This window comes from Pedobacter frigidisoli, from assembly GCF_004331675.1.
Lineage (GTDB): Bacteria > Bacteroidota > Bacteroidia > Sphingobacteriales > Sphingobacteriaceae > Pedobacter > Pedobacter frigidisoli.
The window spans coordinates 115193-133808 of the sequence record NZ_SJSN01000012.1 but is presented as its reverse complement, the minus strand read 5'-3'; the positions used below and the strand labels follow the sequence as shown (position 1 = coordinate 133808).

General features: G+C 42.1%; 10 protein-coding genes and 1 pseudogene. 10 read left to right on the top strand and 1 reads right to left on the bottom strand.

Annotated features, from left to right (window positions below):
• Positions 1 to 136 precede the first annotated feature (136 nt).
• From EZ449_RS15800 to EZ449_RS15760, 10 genes and pseudogenes are all read left to right on the top strand, one after another.
• Positions 137 to 2881, top strand: coding sequence for a glycoside hydrolase family 2 protein (locus EZ449_RS15800; RefSeq protein ID WP_131560572.1), 2745 nt, complete (start codon positions 137 to 139; stop codon positions 2879 to 2881).
• A 17-nt stretch (positions 2882 to 2898) separates the two neighbouring features.
• Positions 2899 to 4149 carry a PQQ-dependent sugar dehydrogenase gene (locus tag EZ449_RS15795; protein WP_131560570.1) on the top strand — a complete coding sequence of 417 codons (1251 nt, stop codon included), beginning with the start codon at positions 2899 to 2901 and terminating at the stop codon, positions 4147 to 4149.
• A 154-nt stretch (positions 4150 to 4303) separates the two neighbouring features.
• Positions 4304 to 5734 carry a glycoside hydrolase family 28 protein gene (locus EZ449_RS15790; RefSeq protein WP_205943018.1) on the top strand — a complete coding sequence of 477 codons (1431 nt, stop codon included), beginning with the start codon at positions 4304 to 4306 and terminating at the stop codon, positions 5732 to 5734.
• Positions 5735 to 5749: 15 nt separating this feature from the next.
• A complete protein-coding gene (locus EZ449_RS15785; RefSeq protein WP_131560565.1) occupies positions 5750 to 7438 on the top strand; it encodes a PQQ-dependent sugar dehydrogenase in 1689 nt (562 codons plus the stop codon).
• Positions 7435 to 8967 carry a rhamnogalacturonidase gene (locus tag EZ449_RS15780; protein WP_131560563.1) on the top strand — a complete coding sequence of 511 codons (1533 nt, stop codon included), beginning with the start codon at positions 7435 to 7437 and terminating at the stop codon, positions 8965 to 8967. Before EZ449_RS15785 ends, EZ449_RS15780 begins: the two co-directional genes overlap by 4 nt.
• A gap of 55 nt (positions 8968 to 9022) precedes the next feature.
• Positions 9023 to 10987, top strand: coding sequence for a glycoside hydrolase family 97 protein (locus EZ449_RS15775; protein WP_131560561.1), 1965 nt, complete (start codon positions 9023 to 9025; stop codon positions 10985 to 10987).
• Between the two features lie 149 nt (positions 10988 to 11136).
• Positions 11137 to 12243 carry a beta-propeller domain-containing protein gene (locus EZ449_RS15770; protein ID WP_131560559.1) on the top strand — a complete coding sequence of 369 codons (1107 nt, stop codon included), beginning with the start codon at positions 11137 to 11139 and terminating at the stop codon, positions 12241 to 12243.
• A gap of 74 nt (positions 12244 to 12317) precedes the next feature.
• Complete coding sequence (locus EZ449_RS23145; RefSeq protein ID WP_225872339.1) at positions 12318 to 12620, top strand: hypothetical protein; 303 nt, start codon at positions 12318 to 12320, stop codon at positions 12618 to 12620.
• Between the two features lie 60 nt (positions 12621 to 12680).
• Positions 12681 to 14504 (top strand): annotated as a pseudogene (locus EZ449_RS15765) (GH92 family glycosyl hydrolase).
• A gap of 872 nt (positions 14505 to 15376) precedes the next feature.
• Positions 15377 to 16960: a DUF6377 domain-containing protein gene (locus tag EZ449_RS15760; RefSeq protein WP_131560557.1), complete on the top strand. Its 1584-nt coding sequence runs from the start codon at positions 15377 to 15379 to the stop codon at positions 16958 to 16960.
• Here EZ449_RS15760 and EZ449_RS15755 read toward each other — a convergent pair.
• Positions 16950 to 18272 (bottom strand): alpha-amylase family glycosyl hydrolase, encoded by a 1323-nt coding sequence (locus EZ449_RS15755; RefSeq protein ID WP_131560555.1) that lies wholly within the window; start codon positions 18270 to 18272, stop codon positions 16950 to 16952. The two genes, EZ449_RS15760 and EZ449_RS15755, sit on opposite strands and share 11 nt — an antisense overlap.
• Between the last annotated feature and the right edge of the window lie 344 nt (positions 18273 to 18616).

The window sequence follows — 18616 nt, the reverse complement described above, 5'->3', positions numbered from 1 at the left end:
AAGAGTATTTGTACGCCATGCCAAGAAATATGTACAATTTGACAAGTTTTTAATGGCTATTAAGAATTACTTTGTAATGCTGTTAACCTTTCATTAAACTTGTTGCGCGAAAATCAACGGCAATTCCCATCTTTCTATGAAAAAAATAACTCTTTATATAGTTTTTACAACAATTTGTCCGAACGGATTTTCCCAGAAAACCTTAATCAAATATCTTTCAGGAACAGATAAGGACCATACCGTCTTATGGGACTTTTACTGTAGTGATGGCAGAAAGAGTGGAGAGTGGACAAAAATTAAAGTGCCCTCGAACTGGGAAATGCAAGGTTTTGGTACCTATAATTATGGGCACGACAAGGTTAAGTCAAATGAACAGGGAATTTATAGGTATAATTTTGATTTAGTCCCCGTAAAAGATAAAAGGGTATTTATCGTTTTTGAAGGATCAATGACTGATACCAGGGTTAGAATAAATAATGAGCTCGCGGGACCAGTTCACCAGGGCGGTTTCTACCGTTTTAAGTATGACATCATCAGTCTGCTAAAACCTAGCGGAAAGAACCTGTTAGAGGTAACAGTTGATAAAACTTCGGCAAATCCTTCTGTTAATAGCGCCGAGCGTAAGAGTGATTTTTGGATTTTCGGTGGTATTTTCAGACCGGTTTATCTGGAAGTTGTGCCCAATGTTTACATCGACAGGGTTGCCGTAAATGCAAAAGCAGACGGATCCCTGGAAATGGATGTATATCCACGAAATTTAAAAGGAGGTGAAACAATGGTTGCCCAGGTTCAAACCGTAAATGGCAAAGACATTGGCAAGCCTTTCACCATGAAAACCGATGCAGTCAGTGATTCGTTCAGGCTAAAGTCTAAATTCAAGAGCCCGCTACTATGGAGTCCGGAATTCCCGAACCTATACCAGGTTGTGGTTGGTGTTAAAAAGCGAAATACTCTACACAAAATTACGCAGAAATTTGGTTTCAGAACGCTAGAGTTGCGTAAGAACGCCGGCTTTTATGTGAACGGGAGAAGAACGATTCTAAAGGGCAGTAACCGACATAGTTTCTGGCCGGAAACAGGACGAACCTTGAGCCGTGGAGTTCATCTGAAGGATATAAAGCTGATGAAAGAAATGAATATGAATGCCGTCAGAATGTCTCATTATCCGCCAGATGCGGAATTCCTGGATTTGTGTGATTCCCTAGGATTATACGTAATTAACGAATTAACCGGATGGCAGGCGAAATATGATGGTGAGGTCGGACATAGACTGGTCAAGGAACTGGTGACCAGAGACGTAAATCACCCTTCGATTATTTTCTGGGCCAATGGGAATGAGGGTGGCTGGAATACGGATTTGGACAATGATTATGCAATTTACGACCCTCAAAGCCGTACGGTAATCCATCCCTGGGCAAAATTTGCCGGCACTGATACCAAACATTATCCTGATTACAATTACATGGTCAAAGCGGCTGATTCTGGTCAGGAGGTATTTTTCCCCACTGAATTTATGCATGGGCTGTATGATGGCGGAGCAGGGGCAGGGCTTGATGACTTTTGGAAACAAATGCTCAGGCACCCTCACGGCGCAGGCGGTTTCATTTGGTCCTTCGTTGACGAGAGTGTTATCCGTACAGATCAGAACGGAAGATATGACGGGGATGGGAACCATGCACCGGACGGAATTTTAGGCCCGCATAGAGAGAAAGAGGCAAGTTTCTATGCGATTAAGGAGATTTGGTCTCCGATTTATTTAGCGCTTCCACCAGATGGTGAGAGCTTCAACGGTATAATTCCGATAGAAAACCGCTACACATTTGCAAATCTCAATCAGTGCACTTTTAAATATACCTTAATTAAATTCTCATTGCCCGGAGAACCTTCAGCCGATTCTAAAATTGTATCAAGGGGCTCCCTAGTATCCCCGAATTTAGGGCCCGGGATAAAGGGCACCTTAACATTGCCGAAATTTTCGGTAAACTATGATGCGCTCTACCTGTCCGCATTCGGACCTGACGGATTGGAGGTTTTTACTTGGAGCAGGGTGGAAAAAAAACCTGGATATCTTGCTGCATTAAAACCTATGAACAAAGAAAAATCAGTTATCAGTGCCGGGGAAAACAACAATATACTGAAGGTCAGATCTGACGGTATTGCCTATTGCTTTGATAATGCCACAGGTTATTTACAAAAGATAGAGAAAGCCAACACCTCGGTTTCTCTATCTTCCGGACCTGCACTTGCCGGAGTAAAAACTACCTTAAAGTGGTTTAAACATCGTGCAGAGAGCGGTAATTATATCGTTGAGGCAAATTATCAGGGAGCTGACTCATTGCAGGTGAAATGGACTTTTACAGCCGGACAGCCTGTTAAACTAGACTATACCTACAGCCAACAGACTGAGGCGGATTTTATGGGGATCACCTTTGAATATCCCGAGGAAAAAATTACGGGCATGAAATATCTGGGCAGAGGTCCCTACCGTGTTTGGAAGAATAGATTAAAGGGACAAAAATTTGGTGTCTGGCGTAAGGATTATAATAATTCGATCACAGGTGAAACCTGGGGATATCCGGAGTTTAAAGGTTACCATTCGGAAGTTAATTGGACGGTAATCGAAAACAGGGAGGCGCCCTTTACCGTGTACACTAATGATTACAATACATATCTTCAAATGCTCAGCCCGGCAAGAGAGCAGGATGCACTCAAGAACAACAATGTGGAACCAGCATTCCCTAAAGCCAGTCTGGGTTTTTTAAGGGGAATAAGTCCCATCGGTACCAAGTTTCAGGCAGCAAGTTCGCTCGGACCCGAAAGTCAAAAAAATAAACCTTCAGACAAGTCGATTTCGGGGACATTGTTCTTGGATTTTCGTTAAAGATTCAATAATTAAATATGAAAAAGAATAATGTCAATAATTTGAATTACTTAGCCTTTAAATCGGGTATTTCTATATATTTGGTTACCACCATACTTGCGTTTTCCGGCAACCTGTACGCACAAAACAACGCGACCGGTAACGCTGGTAAACAAATTCCCTTACTTACAATGGGCGTAACTGAAATTACCAAGGGGATTCAGGCACCCACTGCAATAGTTTTTCCTAACAAAAATGAAATTTGGGTTACCGAACAAAGTGGAAAGATTCGTGTGATTAAGGAAGGCAGACTGCTCCCCGAACCATTGATAGATTTAAAGAATAAGTTGATGAAATTAAATGCAGGATACGAGGAGCGGGGCTTATTGGGTATAACTCTGCACCCCCAGTTTGCCGAGAATAAAAAAATATATGTTTATTATAGCAGGGTATCAATCCAAAAATCAAACCATACGGGTGTACTGGCAGAATACAGACTAGGGCCATCAGGGCAGATTGATGAAAAGAGTGAACGCATCGTGTTAACAGTAGAGGAGCCCCAGGGGAACCATAACGGCGGCTGCATACAATTCGGTCCCGATAAGTTTCTCTATCTTTCATTAGGGGACGGTGGGGGTCAGGGTGATGAACACGGTAAAATCGGCAATGGCCAGGACCTGACCAACTGGCATGGGAAGATTCTCCGCATTGATGTGAACACTGACTCGGGCTACCTTGTGCCGAAAGATAACCCATTTATCGCACGCGCAGATGCCAAACCGGAAATCTGGGCATATGGATTTAGAAATCCCTGGCGCTTTTCTTTTGATAGGGCAACGGGAAGATTGTTTGCCGGCGATGTCGGACAATCGACATGGGAAGAGGTCGATATCGTTACAAAAGGCGGGGACTATGGCTGGCGGTTAATGGAAGGGACACATTGCTACAATCCGGCAACAGGCTGCGATATCACAAAATCGATTATGCCGATCGCAGAGTACCACCATCGAGAAGGCGTTTCGGTTACCGGTGGATATATCTATAATGGAAGTTTGATACCACAGTTAAAAAACAAGTATCTCTTTGCTGACTGGACAGGTCGCATCTATTATCTCCAGGGCAAGGGCAAGGTATGGAATCGCGGAAAGGTAACGCTCAAAAACTTATCCGCTGACTCGAAAATCACTGCCTTTGGAGAGGACGCTTCCGGGGAAATCTACATTTTGACCAATACTGACACCGGCCCGGAAAATTCGAACGGAAGTGTTTACAAGGTTGTTAAGAATTAGCAGCCCGCGCCCTATTGTTTAAGGCTTTGATTGCTCAATCTTTAGTCCGGCATGAAGGGAAAAACGATAATATCCTGAAATTTGTTGAAGAAACAACATGTAAACTAAAAGCAACCCAATATTGATTATGTACATAACTCTTAGGCGCGCCGGTATGATGGCGCTGATTTTTATCCTTAATTTCCTTTCGTTGTCCGCTAAAGATTATCAGGCTTCATTCTTTGGTATTCAATCTGGCAGCTCAGCTCTGAACACACGTTCCATTCAGTTTGGAATTGATTATATCAGCGCGAACGGCGGCGGCAGGCTGGTATTTCCTGAAGGTAAATACTTAACGGGCTGCATACATTTTAAATCTAACGTGACCTTACATCTAAATAAAGGAGCAGTACTGCTCGGTTCAACCAACCCTTTTGATTATGATCGGCAGAACACTCCGTTCGACCATAACTTTCAAACCTCGCTTGCACTGATTCTAGGTCTGAACCAACGCAACATTGGCATTACCGGCGAAGGCGAAATCGATGGGCAGGGGAAAGAGCTGGCTGCCGCCGTCGGTGAGCTCGTCAAAAAAGGTCTGGTCAAGGACCGCTCCGTAAATCGGCCCGACGAGGACAACCGTCCAATGATCATAAATTTTTTTGGTTGCGAAAAGGTTACCGTCAAAAATATCACTTTGAGAAACTCAGCCTGTTGGGTAGAATGTTACAACAAGTGCAAAAATGTGATCATCGATAGCATCCGCGTGGAAAGCCGGGCATTTTGGAACAACGACGGAATTGATATCGTTGACTGTACGGATTTTAAAGTAACCAACTCATATTTCAATTGCAGTGATGATGGCATCTGTCTGAAATCACTGGATCCGGATGCGGCAAACGGCAATATATTAATACAGAACAACAGCATGACCACCGATGCGAGTGGTATCAAGTTCGGTACAGCCTCTCTCGGCGGTTTTAAGAATATCAGAATATTAAATAATAAAGTATTTGATACCAATCGATCAGCTATTGCGCTAGAGGCTGTGGATGGAGCTGTAATCGATAACATTGAGGTAGACGGCTTGCAAGGAAGGAATATCGGCAATGCTATATTCTTAAGGGCTGGAGCGCGTAAGGGTGCCCGTAAGGGAAAAGTGCAAAACATATCTATCCAAAATGTGGATGTCGAAATACGCAATGAAAGAAATCCGCTCAAAATCATGCCTGGAATAGTGATCGGTGGCCTGCCCGATCAGATCATTACCAATGTTAAACTAAAAAACATAGCGATCAGATCAGCTGGAGGAGCAGAAAAAACCGCTGCTAAAATATCAACAGACAACTTAAAGGACATCCCCGAAAAAGCAGATAGCTACCCAGAATATAACATGTTTGGGGAATTACCATCTTGGGGCGTGTTCATCCGCCATGCGCGTAATGTGCAGGTAGATGGTCTTTCAATTGCAATTGCGAAAGCAGATTTTAGAACGGCCATGGTTTTGGATGATACGCACCAGTCCGGCTTCAAAAAACTTAACGTTAAAGAGCCACAAAGCAAGAAAAAGATTTTTATGGCCAACTCCTCTGAAATTAAATTATAAAAAAGCAGACTTAAGATGAGTAAAATATATAGCAAAAAATTATGGGTGTGCGTTTTGGTATTATCCGCCATTGCATTGTCAGCATTAAAATACAAACCGAGGCAAGATGGATCAGAAAATGCGGGCTTGCTTGTCCCCCAGGGTTTTTCGGCAGTTAAACTCATTGAAGGGATAGGTAAGGCCCGCCATCTGATCGTTACGCCTAAAGGGCATATTTATGTTAGGCTGGCAAAAGCGCTTAATAATCAAGGCACGCTGTTCTTGGAGGAGAATAACGGAAAAGCAACGGTAAGATCGGGATTCGGCAATTATGGGGGCACCGGAGTTAGGATATATAAGGACTTTCTTTACGTGGCTTCCAATTCAGAAATCTTCCGCTACAAGCTTGATGCCAATGAGCAGGTCGTTGATCCATTGGCGCCTGAAACAATTGTTACCGGCCTTATTGATAAGGGTACACATGAAACCAAATCCATTGTAATGGACAATCAGGGGAATATGTTTATTCCCATCGGCTGTCCATCTAACTCCTGCCAGATCGAGGACCGTAAACGTGGTTCTTTGGGGCAGCCCGGGTGTCCGTTGCTCGAAACGGCAGGTGGGGTATGGCAATTCAGGCCTGATCAGCTTAAACAAACTTATAAAGATGGCATCCGTTATGCAACCGGATTGCGTAATGTGGTTGGTGTAGATTGGAACCAGGAGACAAAGCAATTGTATGTGATGCAGCATGGGCGTGATCAGCTGGACAACCTATTTCCAGACCTGTTCAATGCAAAACAAAATGCAGAAACACCCGCCGAATGCATGTATGCACTAAAAGAGGGTGACAACGCAGGCTGGCCATTTATCTATTACGACCGTCTGCAGAACAAAAAAATCCTTGCGCCAGAATATGGAGGAGATGGGAAGAAAGAAGGTAGTTCGGCCTATATAGATCCTGTTGTTGCTTTCCCGGCACACATGGCACCCAATGATATGCTGTTTTATACAGGAAACCAGTTTCCGGCAAGGTATAAAAATGGAGCTTTTGTCGCTTTTCATGGTTCATGGAACAGGGCTCCTGAACCTCAGGCGGGTTATTATGTTGTTTTTCAACCGTTTAAGAACGGAAAGCCATCCGGTAAATGGGAAGTTTTCGCGGATGGATTCTCCGGGTCTCCGGAGAAGACTGCGGCCGGCCGTGCAGACCACCGTCCATGCGGACTTGCTCAAGGCCCGGACGGCTCGCTTTATGTAACAGATGACTCGAAAGGGGCTATTTATAAGATCAGTTATACTAGTGGCGCAAAAAAAATAAATACTGAAAAAGCGGCTACTTTACCATCAACAAAAAACATGGCAAAACCACAGATCGAGCCAGGCATAAAGGCGTCGTACCTTGCCGGTGCAGCTGTCTATAAAAATGCTTGCCAGGCCTGCCATATGGCAGATGGAGGCGGCGTCCAAAATTTAAATGCACCGCTTATTAAAACAGATTATGTTCTGGGTGAGAAAAGCAGGCTGATCAGTGTATTGCTCAAAGGTATGAAAGGGGTGGATATCGGTGGTGAAAGTTACAGCAATGTGATGCCTGCACACGATTTTCTGACTGACAAGGAAATTGCAGGCGTGCTAACCTATGTACGCAACAGTTTTGGAAACAAGGCGAGCGCTATAACAACTGCAGAAGTTGCTGCGGCGCGTAAAACAATTAAACGATGATCGCGCTTTGTAAGAATATCCTAGGCACAATCTGTCTTGTTTTTTCAGTCACTTTTTTTGCACTGGCACAGGCACCCGTATACAACGTTAAAACGTTCGGAGCCACAGGCGATGGGAAAACGCTAGACACCAAAGCTATTGATAAAGCAATAACCAAGGCCAATACAGATGGGGGCGGCACGGTTTATTTCCCTGCAGGTGATTATTTATCAGTCACAATCCATCTTAAAAGCAATGTAGGCCTGTTTATCGATCATGGTGCAACTATTGTTGCCGCAAATGCGGGTGAGGGGGTACAATACGATTTTCCCGAAAAAGCGGATAACGACAGTTATCAGGATTTTGGCCATAGCTATTTCCGCAACAGCCTTATTTATGGAGAAAACCTGCATGATATCTCCATCACCGGGCCAGGAAAAATCTGGGGGAGAGGCCTGGAAATGAGAGAAGCCAAGAACGGTGCTAATGCGCCTGGTTTGGGTAACAAAACCCTTGCACTCAAACTGTGCCGCAATGTATTATTGAGAGATTTTACCATTGCCCACGGCGGCTGGTTTGGCTTTCTGCTTACCGGGGTGGATAATATGACGATCGACAATGTTAAAATGGATACCAACCGTGATGGAATTGATCTGGTTTCCAGCAAAAATGTACGGATTTCTAACTGTACAATCAACTCACCCGTTGATGATGCCATTGTGCTTAAAAGTGATTTCGCACTGAACTATCCCCGTGATCTGGAAAACGTGACCATTACAAACTGTCAGGTATCCGGCTACAAAGAAGGCACGCTGTTAGACGGCACAAATGTAAAATGGAGCAACGGCTCGCCGACCGGCCGGATCAAACTGGGGACAGAATCTAATGGAGGCTTTAAAAATATTACGATAAGCAATTGCGTATTCGACAATAGCCGGGGGCTGGCACTCGAGACGGTAGATGGCGCCGCCCTGGAGGATATTACCATTAGCAATATCACCATGCGGGATGTTGGCAATGCCCCGATTTTTATCAGGCTCGGCGCAAGGATGCGGGCTCCCAAAGATTTTCGCTCCAGCACCTTAAAACGGGTCAACATCAGCAATGTTGTTGCCTATGGTGTTACCGGTGACCAGGCTGCTATTATCAGCGGGATACCAGGTCATGATATCGAGGATATAACCTTAAACAACATTAAGATCTATTTTAACGGTGGTGGGACCAAGGCGCAGTCCGAACGTGAAATACCTCCTCTTATAGACAGTTATCCGGATCCGAACCGGTTTGGCGTTACCCCAGCCTACGGGTTTTTTATACGGAACGTGAAAGATATAAAACTCACGAATGTGGAGCTAAGCTATCTTAAAGAAGATCTGCGGCCAGCGTTTATTTTGGATAATGTAGATGGCGCCGATTTTCAACACGTCCGTGCCCAGAAATCTGGAAATGCCCCGACATTCAGGCTGATAAGAGTTAAAAACTTTAACCTTTTCAATAGTCCACACCTTTCCAATACCAAAATAGAAGAAGTAAATAATAAGGAACTTTAAGGAACAGCCTTTATAATTTCAACCTAAGACAAAAAACACACAATATCAATTAAATATGAATTTTTTTAAACAAATTGCCTTTTGCTTCATAACGCTAACGGCACTATCGTTCCAGCTCCGGGCACAATCGAAACCAATCGATTTAGCTTCTCCAGATGGGGAAATAAAAGTTTCTGTATCCTTCAGCGATAAAATCTATTATTGTATCTCAGGGAATAAAGAAGAACTGCTCAGTAAAAATTCTCTTTCCCTTAGTTTGAAAGGGGAAATACTTGGTGAAAGACCGAAATTGATTTCGACTAAGAAAACCAAAGGCGATGAGCTGATCAAGCCTTATGTTTCCTTGAAGTTCTCAACCGTGAAGAACAACTATAATGGATTGATTCTCACATTCAAAGGTGATTATTCGGTAGAATTCCGTGTTTTTGATGATGGTGCTGCATACCGTTTTATCACCGCAAAAAAAGGCCAGGTAGAAGTCACCAATGAAGAGTTTGCAATAAATTTTCCAGGCAATTACCTTTTACACGTTCAACAGAATAACGGGTTTAAAACTGCCTATGAAGAGGCGTATCAACACATCGAGTCGAATAACTGGAAAACCGGAGATAAAATGGCCAATTTGCCCATTCTAATAGATACGAAAAAGAAATATAAGATACTGATCAGCGAGTCCGACCTATCCGACTATCCGGCACTATTTTTAAAAGGAACCGGGAATAACGGTATCGAGGGGGCATTTCCAAAAGCCCCACTTGATTTTGCCTCTGATGGGGACCGAAGTCAGAAAATTACCAAATCAGCCGATTATATCGCGAAGACCATTGGTACAAGAAATTTTCCATGGCGTTATTTTGTGATCACTTCTGATGATAGACAGTTAATGGAAAACACCATGACCTTAAAACTCGCAGCAAAAAGTGAAATCGCAGATCCGAGCTGGATTAAGCCGGGACAGGCCAGTTGGGAATGGTGGAATGATGCTACCCCTTATGGCCCTGATGTGAATTTTGTTTCTGGTTATAACCTGGAGACCTATAAATATTATATCGACTTTGCTTCCAAATATGGCATCAAATATATTGTCATGGACGAAGGCTGGGCCAAGAGTACTACCGATCCCTATACACCAAATCCGAAAGTCGACGTAAAAGAGCTTATCCGTTATGGCAAAACCAAAAGTGTAGATATCATGCTCTGGTTAACCTGGTTAACCGTGCACAACAATATGGGGCTGTTTAAAACTTTCCATGAGTGGGGCATCAAAGGCGTTAAAATTGATTTTATGGACCGCAGTGACCAATGGATGGTAAACTACTATGAAAATGTAGTTAAAGAGGCGGCCAAGCATCAGATATTTGTAGATTTTCATGGTTCGTTCAAACCTGCAGGTCTGGAATATAAATATCCAAACTTAATCTCTTATGAGGGCGTCAGGGGGCTTGAACAAATGGGTGGCTGTACACCCGATAACAGTATCTTCCTTCCTTTTATGCGTAATGCTGTTGGGCCGATGGATTTTACCCCGGGAGCCATGCTCAATATGCAGCCAGAAGTAAACCGTGCGGTCCGTCCAAATGCAACTGGGGTGGGTACCAGGGCATACCAGCTTGCTTTATATGTGGTCTTCGAAAGCGGTATACAAATGTTGGCAGACAATCCTACGCTTTATTATAAAAATCCAGACTGTACAGAATTTATCACCAGTGTACCAACCACCTGGGATGAAACCAAAGCCCTTGCAGCTACAGCAGGCGAACTCGCCGTGGTTGCCAAACGTAAGGGAAACCAATGGTTTGTTGGTGGAATTACCAATGGCAAAGAAAAGGAAAGAGATATCGAACTGAACTTCGATTTTATTGAAAAAGGTAAAACCTTTACCATGACCTACTTTGAGGATGGTATAAACGCGGGCAAACAGGCAATGGATTACAGGAAAAAGATTGTCCAGGTTAAATCAGGAGATAAAATATCGGTAAAAATGGTCCGCAACGGTGGATTCGCAGCTATATTAAAATAGGATTTGAGCGCATTTTAAAGAGACAGATCTTGATTCCGTTCTCCTAGTGCCTAGTGGAGAGGGGATTGATTCTAGAAATTGCCTAAACCGGCCCTGAGTTGAAAAAAAAGTAGAACAGAGTGAATTTGTACAAAAAATAGACCTCGATTATGAAACTACACCAAAAACGCATCTTATATATTGTGCTGTTATTATCCGCCTCAGGTTTCGCTCTGGCACAGAAAGATAGGATGAGGGGAAATAACAAAAACTCGCAAACACCATGTATGGACGTGCTGCCGCTTTTCACATCGCCCAACGTGCCTCAAATGGCGCCCGAAGAAGAGTTTGCTGCTTTTGGAAGCCCAAATGCGATAATTCCATCAGATCTGCCAGGGAAAGGTTTGGCACAGCATCCAATGCTTTATATTGGAGAAAACTGCAACAAAATGTTCCTGTTGAAAGATGGAAAGACTATCTGGAGTTATTCTACCGGGAAAGGGCCGGAATATGATGACGTCTGGATGCTCTCCAATGGCAATATCCTATTTACACGTATGCAATATGTCGCGCTGATAAGCCCTGACAAAAAAGTGCTCTGGCGTTACGATTGCAATAACGCTATGGGTGCTGCCCACACCGAGGTGCACGCCTGCCAACCGATTGGTTTGGACAAAGTGATGTTCGTGGTCAACGGCCTTCCCCCAAAGTTATTTGTTGTAAATACTAAAACAGGTATGATTGAAGTGGACCAGGAACTGCCCTACCAAAGGCCGGCAGATCCCAATGGCATTCATGGGCAGTTCAGGCGGGCGAGGGTCACCGCTCAGGGTACTTACCTGTTGTCTTTTCTCACCATGGGCCGTGTAGTTGAGTATGATAAGGACTTCAAAGAAATCTGGAGTTATAGCACACCAAAGCCCTGGGCAGCAATCCGTTTAAAGAATGGGAATACCCTGATTACCGATGAGGCCGATTATCTCACGCGAGAAGTTAACAAAAAGGGAGAGACCGTTTGGGAATTCAACTGTAAAACCGACCTGCCCGCAGAATACCAATTAACCTCTGCTCCGCAATCCTGTACAAGACTAGCCAATGGCAATACCATCTTCACTTCAAGAGGCAAGGGCGGGCAGGGGCCACAACTGATAGAAGTGACTAGGGAAAAGAAAATTGTCTGGGTATTGCAGGACTGGAAAAATATTGGTGATGCAACAGCGGTACAGATCTTGGATGATCCCGGTATTCCAGAAATCCCTGGACAATCTGAGCATTGATTATTCCAATATGACAAATAAGAGCAACTTTATTTTAAAAAAAAAGCTTTATTCTAACGCTTAACTTTATTGATATGAGAAAAATAATTTATCCTCAAGGTACATTTTTTAAAGATAGTATTGTGCGTCTCCTTCTCAATGTGTTTATATTAATGCTGGCCTGTGGTGGGGTATCAGCCCAATCTCGGGGTTATACCCAATATATAAATACATTCGTTGATACCTCACCCCTTACGGGCTCTATGATAATCGGCTATGAACTGCCAATTGGCTGGCGCTCATGGGCGTGGCTGGCATTTCCCGGAAGCTCCATTCCCAACGAAATGGTTCAGCTCAGCCCTATCACTGAATTTTGTTCCGGCGCAGGATATGAATAGGAAGATTCAGTTATCCTGGGCTCCGCACATACCAATTAGGGAAATTGGAATCTCTGCAACATCCCGATATTACCCCTCTCAAAACCCGGAAAAAAATTTGGCTCAAGGTTTACCCACCAAAAAGAAAAATCTTCACCAGGATTTTACCAGGTTTACCTCGATGACTATAATATAAACGTAAACTTAACCTCAACCTTAAGATGTGGCTTTCACAGATATGAATTCAGGGACAATGAAGACAGGCAGATTCTTTTCGATCTATCGAAGGCCAACAGCAGAGTTTCCTCGTGGAATATTAGCGAGGACGGTGATTTCGCCCTGAAAGGCCTTAAAGGTGGTGAAAACATTTATTTCTATGCGCGACTGAATACTAAAATAGGAAAACTGGAAATTAGCAACGAAAGTTCCGCAATGGGATTTGCAGTCGTGCAATTGAGCGACTGTAGCAAGAATAGTGTAGAGCTTAAAATAGGTATATCTTTTGTAAGCACAGAGAGTGCCAGAGAAAACCTTGAAAAAGAAATCGGAGATAGGACTTTTGAACGGGTGCGTAAGGAAGCCAATCAGACCTGGGAAAATCTTTTATCTGCTATTGAGGTTAAAGGGGGTACCGATCAGCAGAAAAAGATGTTTTATTCATGTTTTTATAGATCTTTTCTTTGGCCTGCACTGAGAAGTGATGTAAATGGGGAATAAAGGGACAAGAAGCGTAACATTGTAAAATCCGGTTTCAATTACTATACAGAACCGTCCCTATGGGATACTTACCGGAACAAGGATGTACTTTTAGGCCTGGTCACCCCACAGGTAGCTTTGGATGTGATTAAATCAATGAAGGATGTAGGTGATAAAACCGGGTTCATGCCTACTTTTTTTCACGGTGACCACGGTGCTTCATCCATTGCTGGAGCTTATTTGCGCGGGATAGACAATTTCGACATCAAAGGAACATATCAGCTCCTATTAAAAAATGCCAATCTCGCTGGAGGTGCCCGGCCTTTCATCAGGGAATATATCGAGAAAGGATACATTTCAGATCCTGACATCGCGCGTCCGAATGTAGAAACCAAAGCGAAAGCGGGGGTTTCAAAGACGCTCGAATATGCTTATGATGACTATTCACTTGCGCAGATTGCAAAAAAACTCGGTGATACCAGCAATTATAGAATATTGATGGGTAGGTCTGGAAATTATAAAAATATGTTCGATCCCTCTACTAGATTTATGAGAGGTAGATTAGAAAATGGAGCTTGGATAAAAAATTTTGATCCCCAGTATCCTTATTACGAATACATGTACCGTGAGGCAAATGCATGGCAGGTATCTTTCTTTGCTCCGCATGATATGGAGGGCCTGATAGGGTTGTACGGAGGGCCTAAAGGCTTCGAGTCCAAATTAGATTCGCTATTTACCCTGCCATGGAACCCAAAACATATTGCCAGAAATGTGGAAACCATGATAGGTCAGTACTGTCAGGGAAACCAGCCGGACCATGAAGCCCCATTTTCTTATATATCTATAGACAAACCTGAAAAATCTCAGAAAATTCTGGATTACATCATGAATAATCTATATGGTATGAAGGATGGGATAACGCTATCTGGAATGGATGATGCAGGGGAAATGTCGGCCTGGTATGTTTTTACCTCTCTTGGTATCTACCCTTTTTCCGCAACGGATCCAAAATATATTGTGACTGCACCACTTTTTGACAAAATAATCTGGCGCACAAGCAAGGGTAAGAAAGTAATTATTACAAAGCCGTGTAAGGGTAGGGATCCCATTTCCATCAAGGTCGATGGAGCAAGAAATGACAGCAAAAATTATTTTATACCGCACGATCTGTTCATTAATGGTGGAACGGTTGAAATTATGACCAGATAACCCTAACCTTATGTGCGCCCTCATTTTTCAGCCGATCAGTAAGATGTTTGAGCTATAAAAATTTTTGGGACGGGATGTATTGTTTATGATATATGTTTCGGGACTGGTTGCAGGGTAAAAAAGATTAATGTAATAAGACGGTTATGATGAGCTGGTTGCAGCCAAATCGGTTCGCAAGAGGACTGAGCACTGGAACATAAAAAAGACAATTGAGCTTTTTACCGACATTACCGCAAGCATAGATTTCTAGTGGGATTGGCATAATCTTGCGACTATAGATTCTGTTCCCGGCGTGTAAAAGATATGGACCCAGATCTGGCACCATCTCTTACCTCGCGCAGTGTTAAAGGCTATATAATTGCTCCTGCCAGGAATATGAAAAGAAATAAAAAAATGCTAAATTGCATAAGCCCCGTGTGCTCTTCACACCACTATATGCATGGAATTATGGCTAAATGTCTATCGGTTGGTAATTGGATATTGTCAATGTCTTTCATAACTTTGGCAATATACAAATAACAGATGGTAGAGCGGTTTTACGAATAAATTCGACCAATTGAAAAACACCCCATTTATTTTGAACTGACCAGTATCGCTACGTTGGGGTAATTTCGGTGTATACTCATTAACCAGAGTGTTAACCTTATCACAAGACAGGTGTGATATTTGTTCAATTTGGTTTTATCTCACTATTTTTGATATATTGCATGGTTAGAGTGCATGGAAGATCTAAGGTCTATTCAACAACAAATTAATCATGACTAACTGTGGGAATTAAAGGCTTCAATAGATTTTTTTTTTTAGTAATAGGTTTTTTGATTTTAGGAGGACATGTCTTTGCGGATGTTGACAGTCTTCAAGAAGTCTTAAATATGAGGCTTTCAAGCCGTAGTGCCTTTGATCAGAAAAAGGTACGCGCTATTGAAAGAATAAGGGAGGATCTTAAAAGGAATTATGCATCCCTTTCAAAGCGTTATGATAACTATGATAAACTTTTTGATGCATACAAGTCATATATTCATGATTCTGCATACGTTTATTGTAAGATGATGAATGCAACTGCCCGATCTTTGAATGACGGTAAAAAAATAAACCTTTCAAAAATAAAAATGGGGCTTGTTTTGGTATCTGCAGGAATGTTTAAAGAGGGGCTGGATACCTTGAAACTCGTTGATCTGAGCAAACTTGATGCAAAGGAAAAATACGGATACTTTTTCCTTCAGGCCAGGAGCAATTTTGATCTTGCGGATTATGATAAGATCAGCGATTATTATGCAAAATATAACAGGAGCGGACTTGATTACTGCGACTCGATTTTACATACGGCCGAACCTACATCTTATGAATACCTATCGGCCGAGGGATTAAAATCCATCAGGCAACAGCAAAACCTCAAAGCATCAAACATTTATGAACATATCCTCACACTAAAACAATCTTATCAGGATAGTGCGATAAACCTGAGCTGTTTGAGTTTTACCTATTTTGAGCAGAAAAAAACACAGCTTGGGTTGGAAATGCTGATCAAAGCTGCGATAATTGATAACTCACACTCTACAAAGGAAGGGGTGGCCTTAACCAATCTTGCCAATTATCTCTATCAGCAAGGGGATATCAAAACAGCATTCAGATACATCAATTATGCCATTGATGATGCCAATTTTTATGGAGCCAGGCATCGGGAAGCCCAGATCAGCAACATTATGCCGATTATCCAGAGCGAAAAAGTAAATGGGATAGAAAAACAAAAGAATCTGTTAACCATATATGCCTCCACAATAACCCTGCTTATCATCGTGGTCATTGTATTTGCTTACATTACTTTAAGGCAATTAAAAAAGCTAAGGATTGCCGACCGCTTGATTCAGGAGAAAAATGTTGATCTCAACAGTGCAAACCACTCGTTAATGCTGGTTAATTCTGAGCTGGACAGATCTAATAAAACCCTTTCGCACATCAATACCAAACTAGATGAGGCAAACCTGATTAAGGATGAATATATCGGCTATTTTTTCAATATGCACTCCAGTTATATCGAAAAAATAGAGAAGTTAAAACGGTCCGTAGAAAAAAATATTAAGGCTGAAAACTACAATGAAATTGGCCTGGTATTTAAAAAACTCAATACCGATCTGGAGAGGGAAAATCTGTCGCATAGTTTCGATCAGGTATTTTTAAACCTGTTCCCAAACTTTGTGCATGATTTTAATGCCCTTTTTATCTCCGATTACCACATTGAGCTTCCTAATGATCATCTGCTCAATACGGAGCTCAGAATATTTGCCCTGATCAGGCTGGGAATAGATGAAAATGAAACCATTGCCAAAATTCTTAACTATTCTTTAAATACCATTTATACGTATAAAACAAAGGTTAAAAACCGCTCTTTCGTCCCAAATGAAGAATTTGAAGATAAAATAATGCAGATCAGGGCCGTTAAGGTACCTAATGACTGATTACAAGGTAACTGTAGGGTTGCAAAACTGCTTGAGCTGAAAGATTAAACGGTAGACCCGTAAATGCATCTGTCCACTTTTGCTTTTTAAGTTTTTGAGGTAAACTAAATTGAACCGGCTTATTCCTTAAATTAGACAGTACAAGAACGGCTTTACCATTCTTCTCCTTCATAAATGCGCAGATATCATCAGTAGCGTAAGATGTTACCTTGCCATTTCTCAGTGCCTCGTTTTGGTTGCGCAAAGCAATAATTTTTTTGTATTCAGCTGTTAGCGCTGGGTTTAAACTCCAGTCGATATCTTTTCCTGTAAATGGAAAAACAAGCCTGTAAGGTGTGCCAACTTCCTGTCCGTTATAAATCATCGGAACACTGTTCATATATGTGGATACGATAAAAGCGGCCATTGCACCTCTTTCTCCACCAAAAAGTTCCTGTGGCGTCCCGTCTGAGCCGTTAACATCATGATTGGTGGTATAACGTACAATCTGCTGGCCATTTTTTGCCCCTTTGTGTTCGGCTTTATTTAAGCTATCTATCAATTTTACGGATTTGACATGGGCATATATTTCTTTCATCCCTTCAAAAAAGGCAAAACCGAAATTATAATCGAAACCTGCTTGATAATGGTTGCTTCTTTTACCCTCGGCAAGCAAAAGCAGTTTATGGTTCGGGATTTTTCTAAGTGATGTTATTGCCTGTTTCCAAAAATCAAAGGGTGGCCCATCCGCATAATCGCACCTGAAACCATCAATGTTGGCCGTTGTTACCCAATATTCCATAGATGAGATCATTTCTTTTCTCATATCCATATTTTTGAAGTTAAGCTGGGCAACATCCCGCCAGCCTGTTCCAGGGGGGCTTATAATTTTGCCGGTACTGTCTTGAAGATACCACGATCTGTTTTTTATCCATGTATGATCATAAGAAGTATGGTTGGGTACCCAATCGAGTATCACAGCCATCTGTTTCTGGTGTATGGCTTCAACCAATAGTTTAAGGTCGTCCAGGTTACCGAATTCTGGATTTACTGATCGATAATCACTGATGCAATAAGGAGAATTTACCGAATTTAGTTTGCCGATGGGGTAAATGGGCATAAGGTAGACCACATTGATCCCCAGTTTTTTAATAGAGTCGACGCGCTTGATAACGCCGGTTAAATTCCCTTCCTTACTAAAGGTTCTGATGTTAACCTGATAGATGGTAGCATCACTGCGTTTAGGCAGAAAACTGTGGTTTTGCTGTGCCTGAGCAACTGGGATCAGGAAAAATAAAATGGATAGGGTTAGAAGGTTTTTAATGGCTCGCATTGTTTTTTTTGATGTTTCTGAAACACCAAGATACGGTAGGCTTAAATTAAATCTAAACCTGCACTTAGCTGATATAGAAATTATATGGCTGCAATTTATATAAGTTTCTTTAAATAAGGTATTTGCAAGCGTGTTATCACGTAATAAATATGAATCAAAAATAGCTTAATAGTGGAATTTCAATCACTTTAAATAACTAAAACTATCTGATAGATCTATATAATTTTTGATTAGAATCTGGTTTATTTAATTGATAGTCAGCGCTTTGATTGGTTTTTTGTTTTGATATTTTTAATATTCCCATTTCGTCATGTTGATAGCGGATCAAATCCTTAGTTACTTTG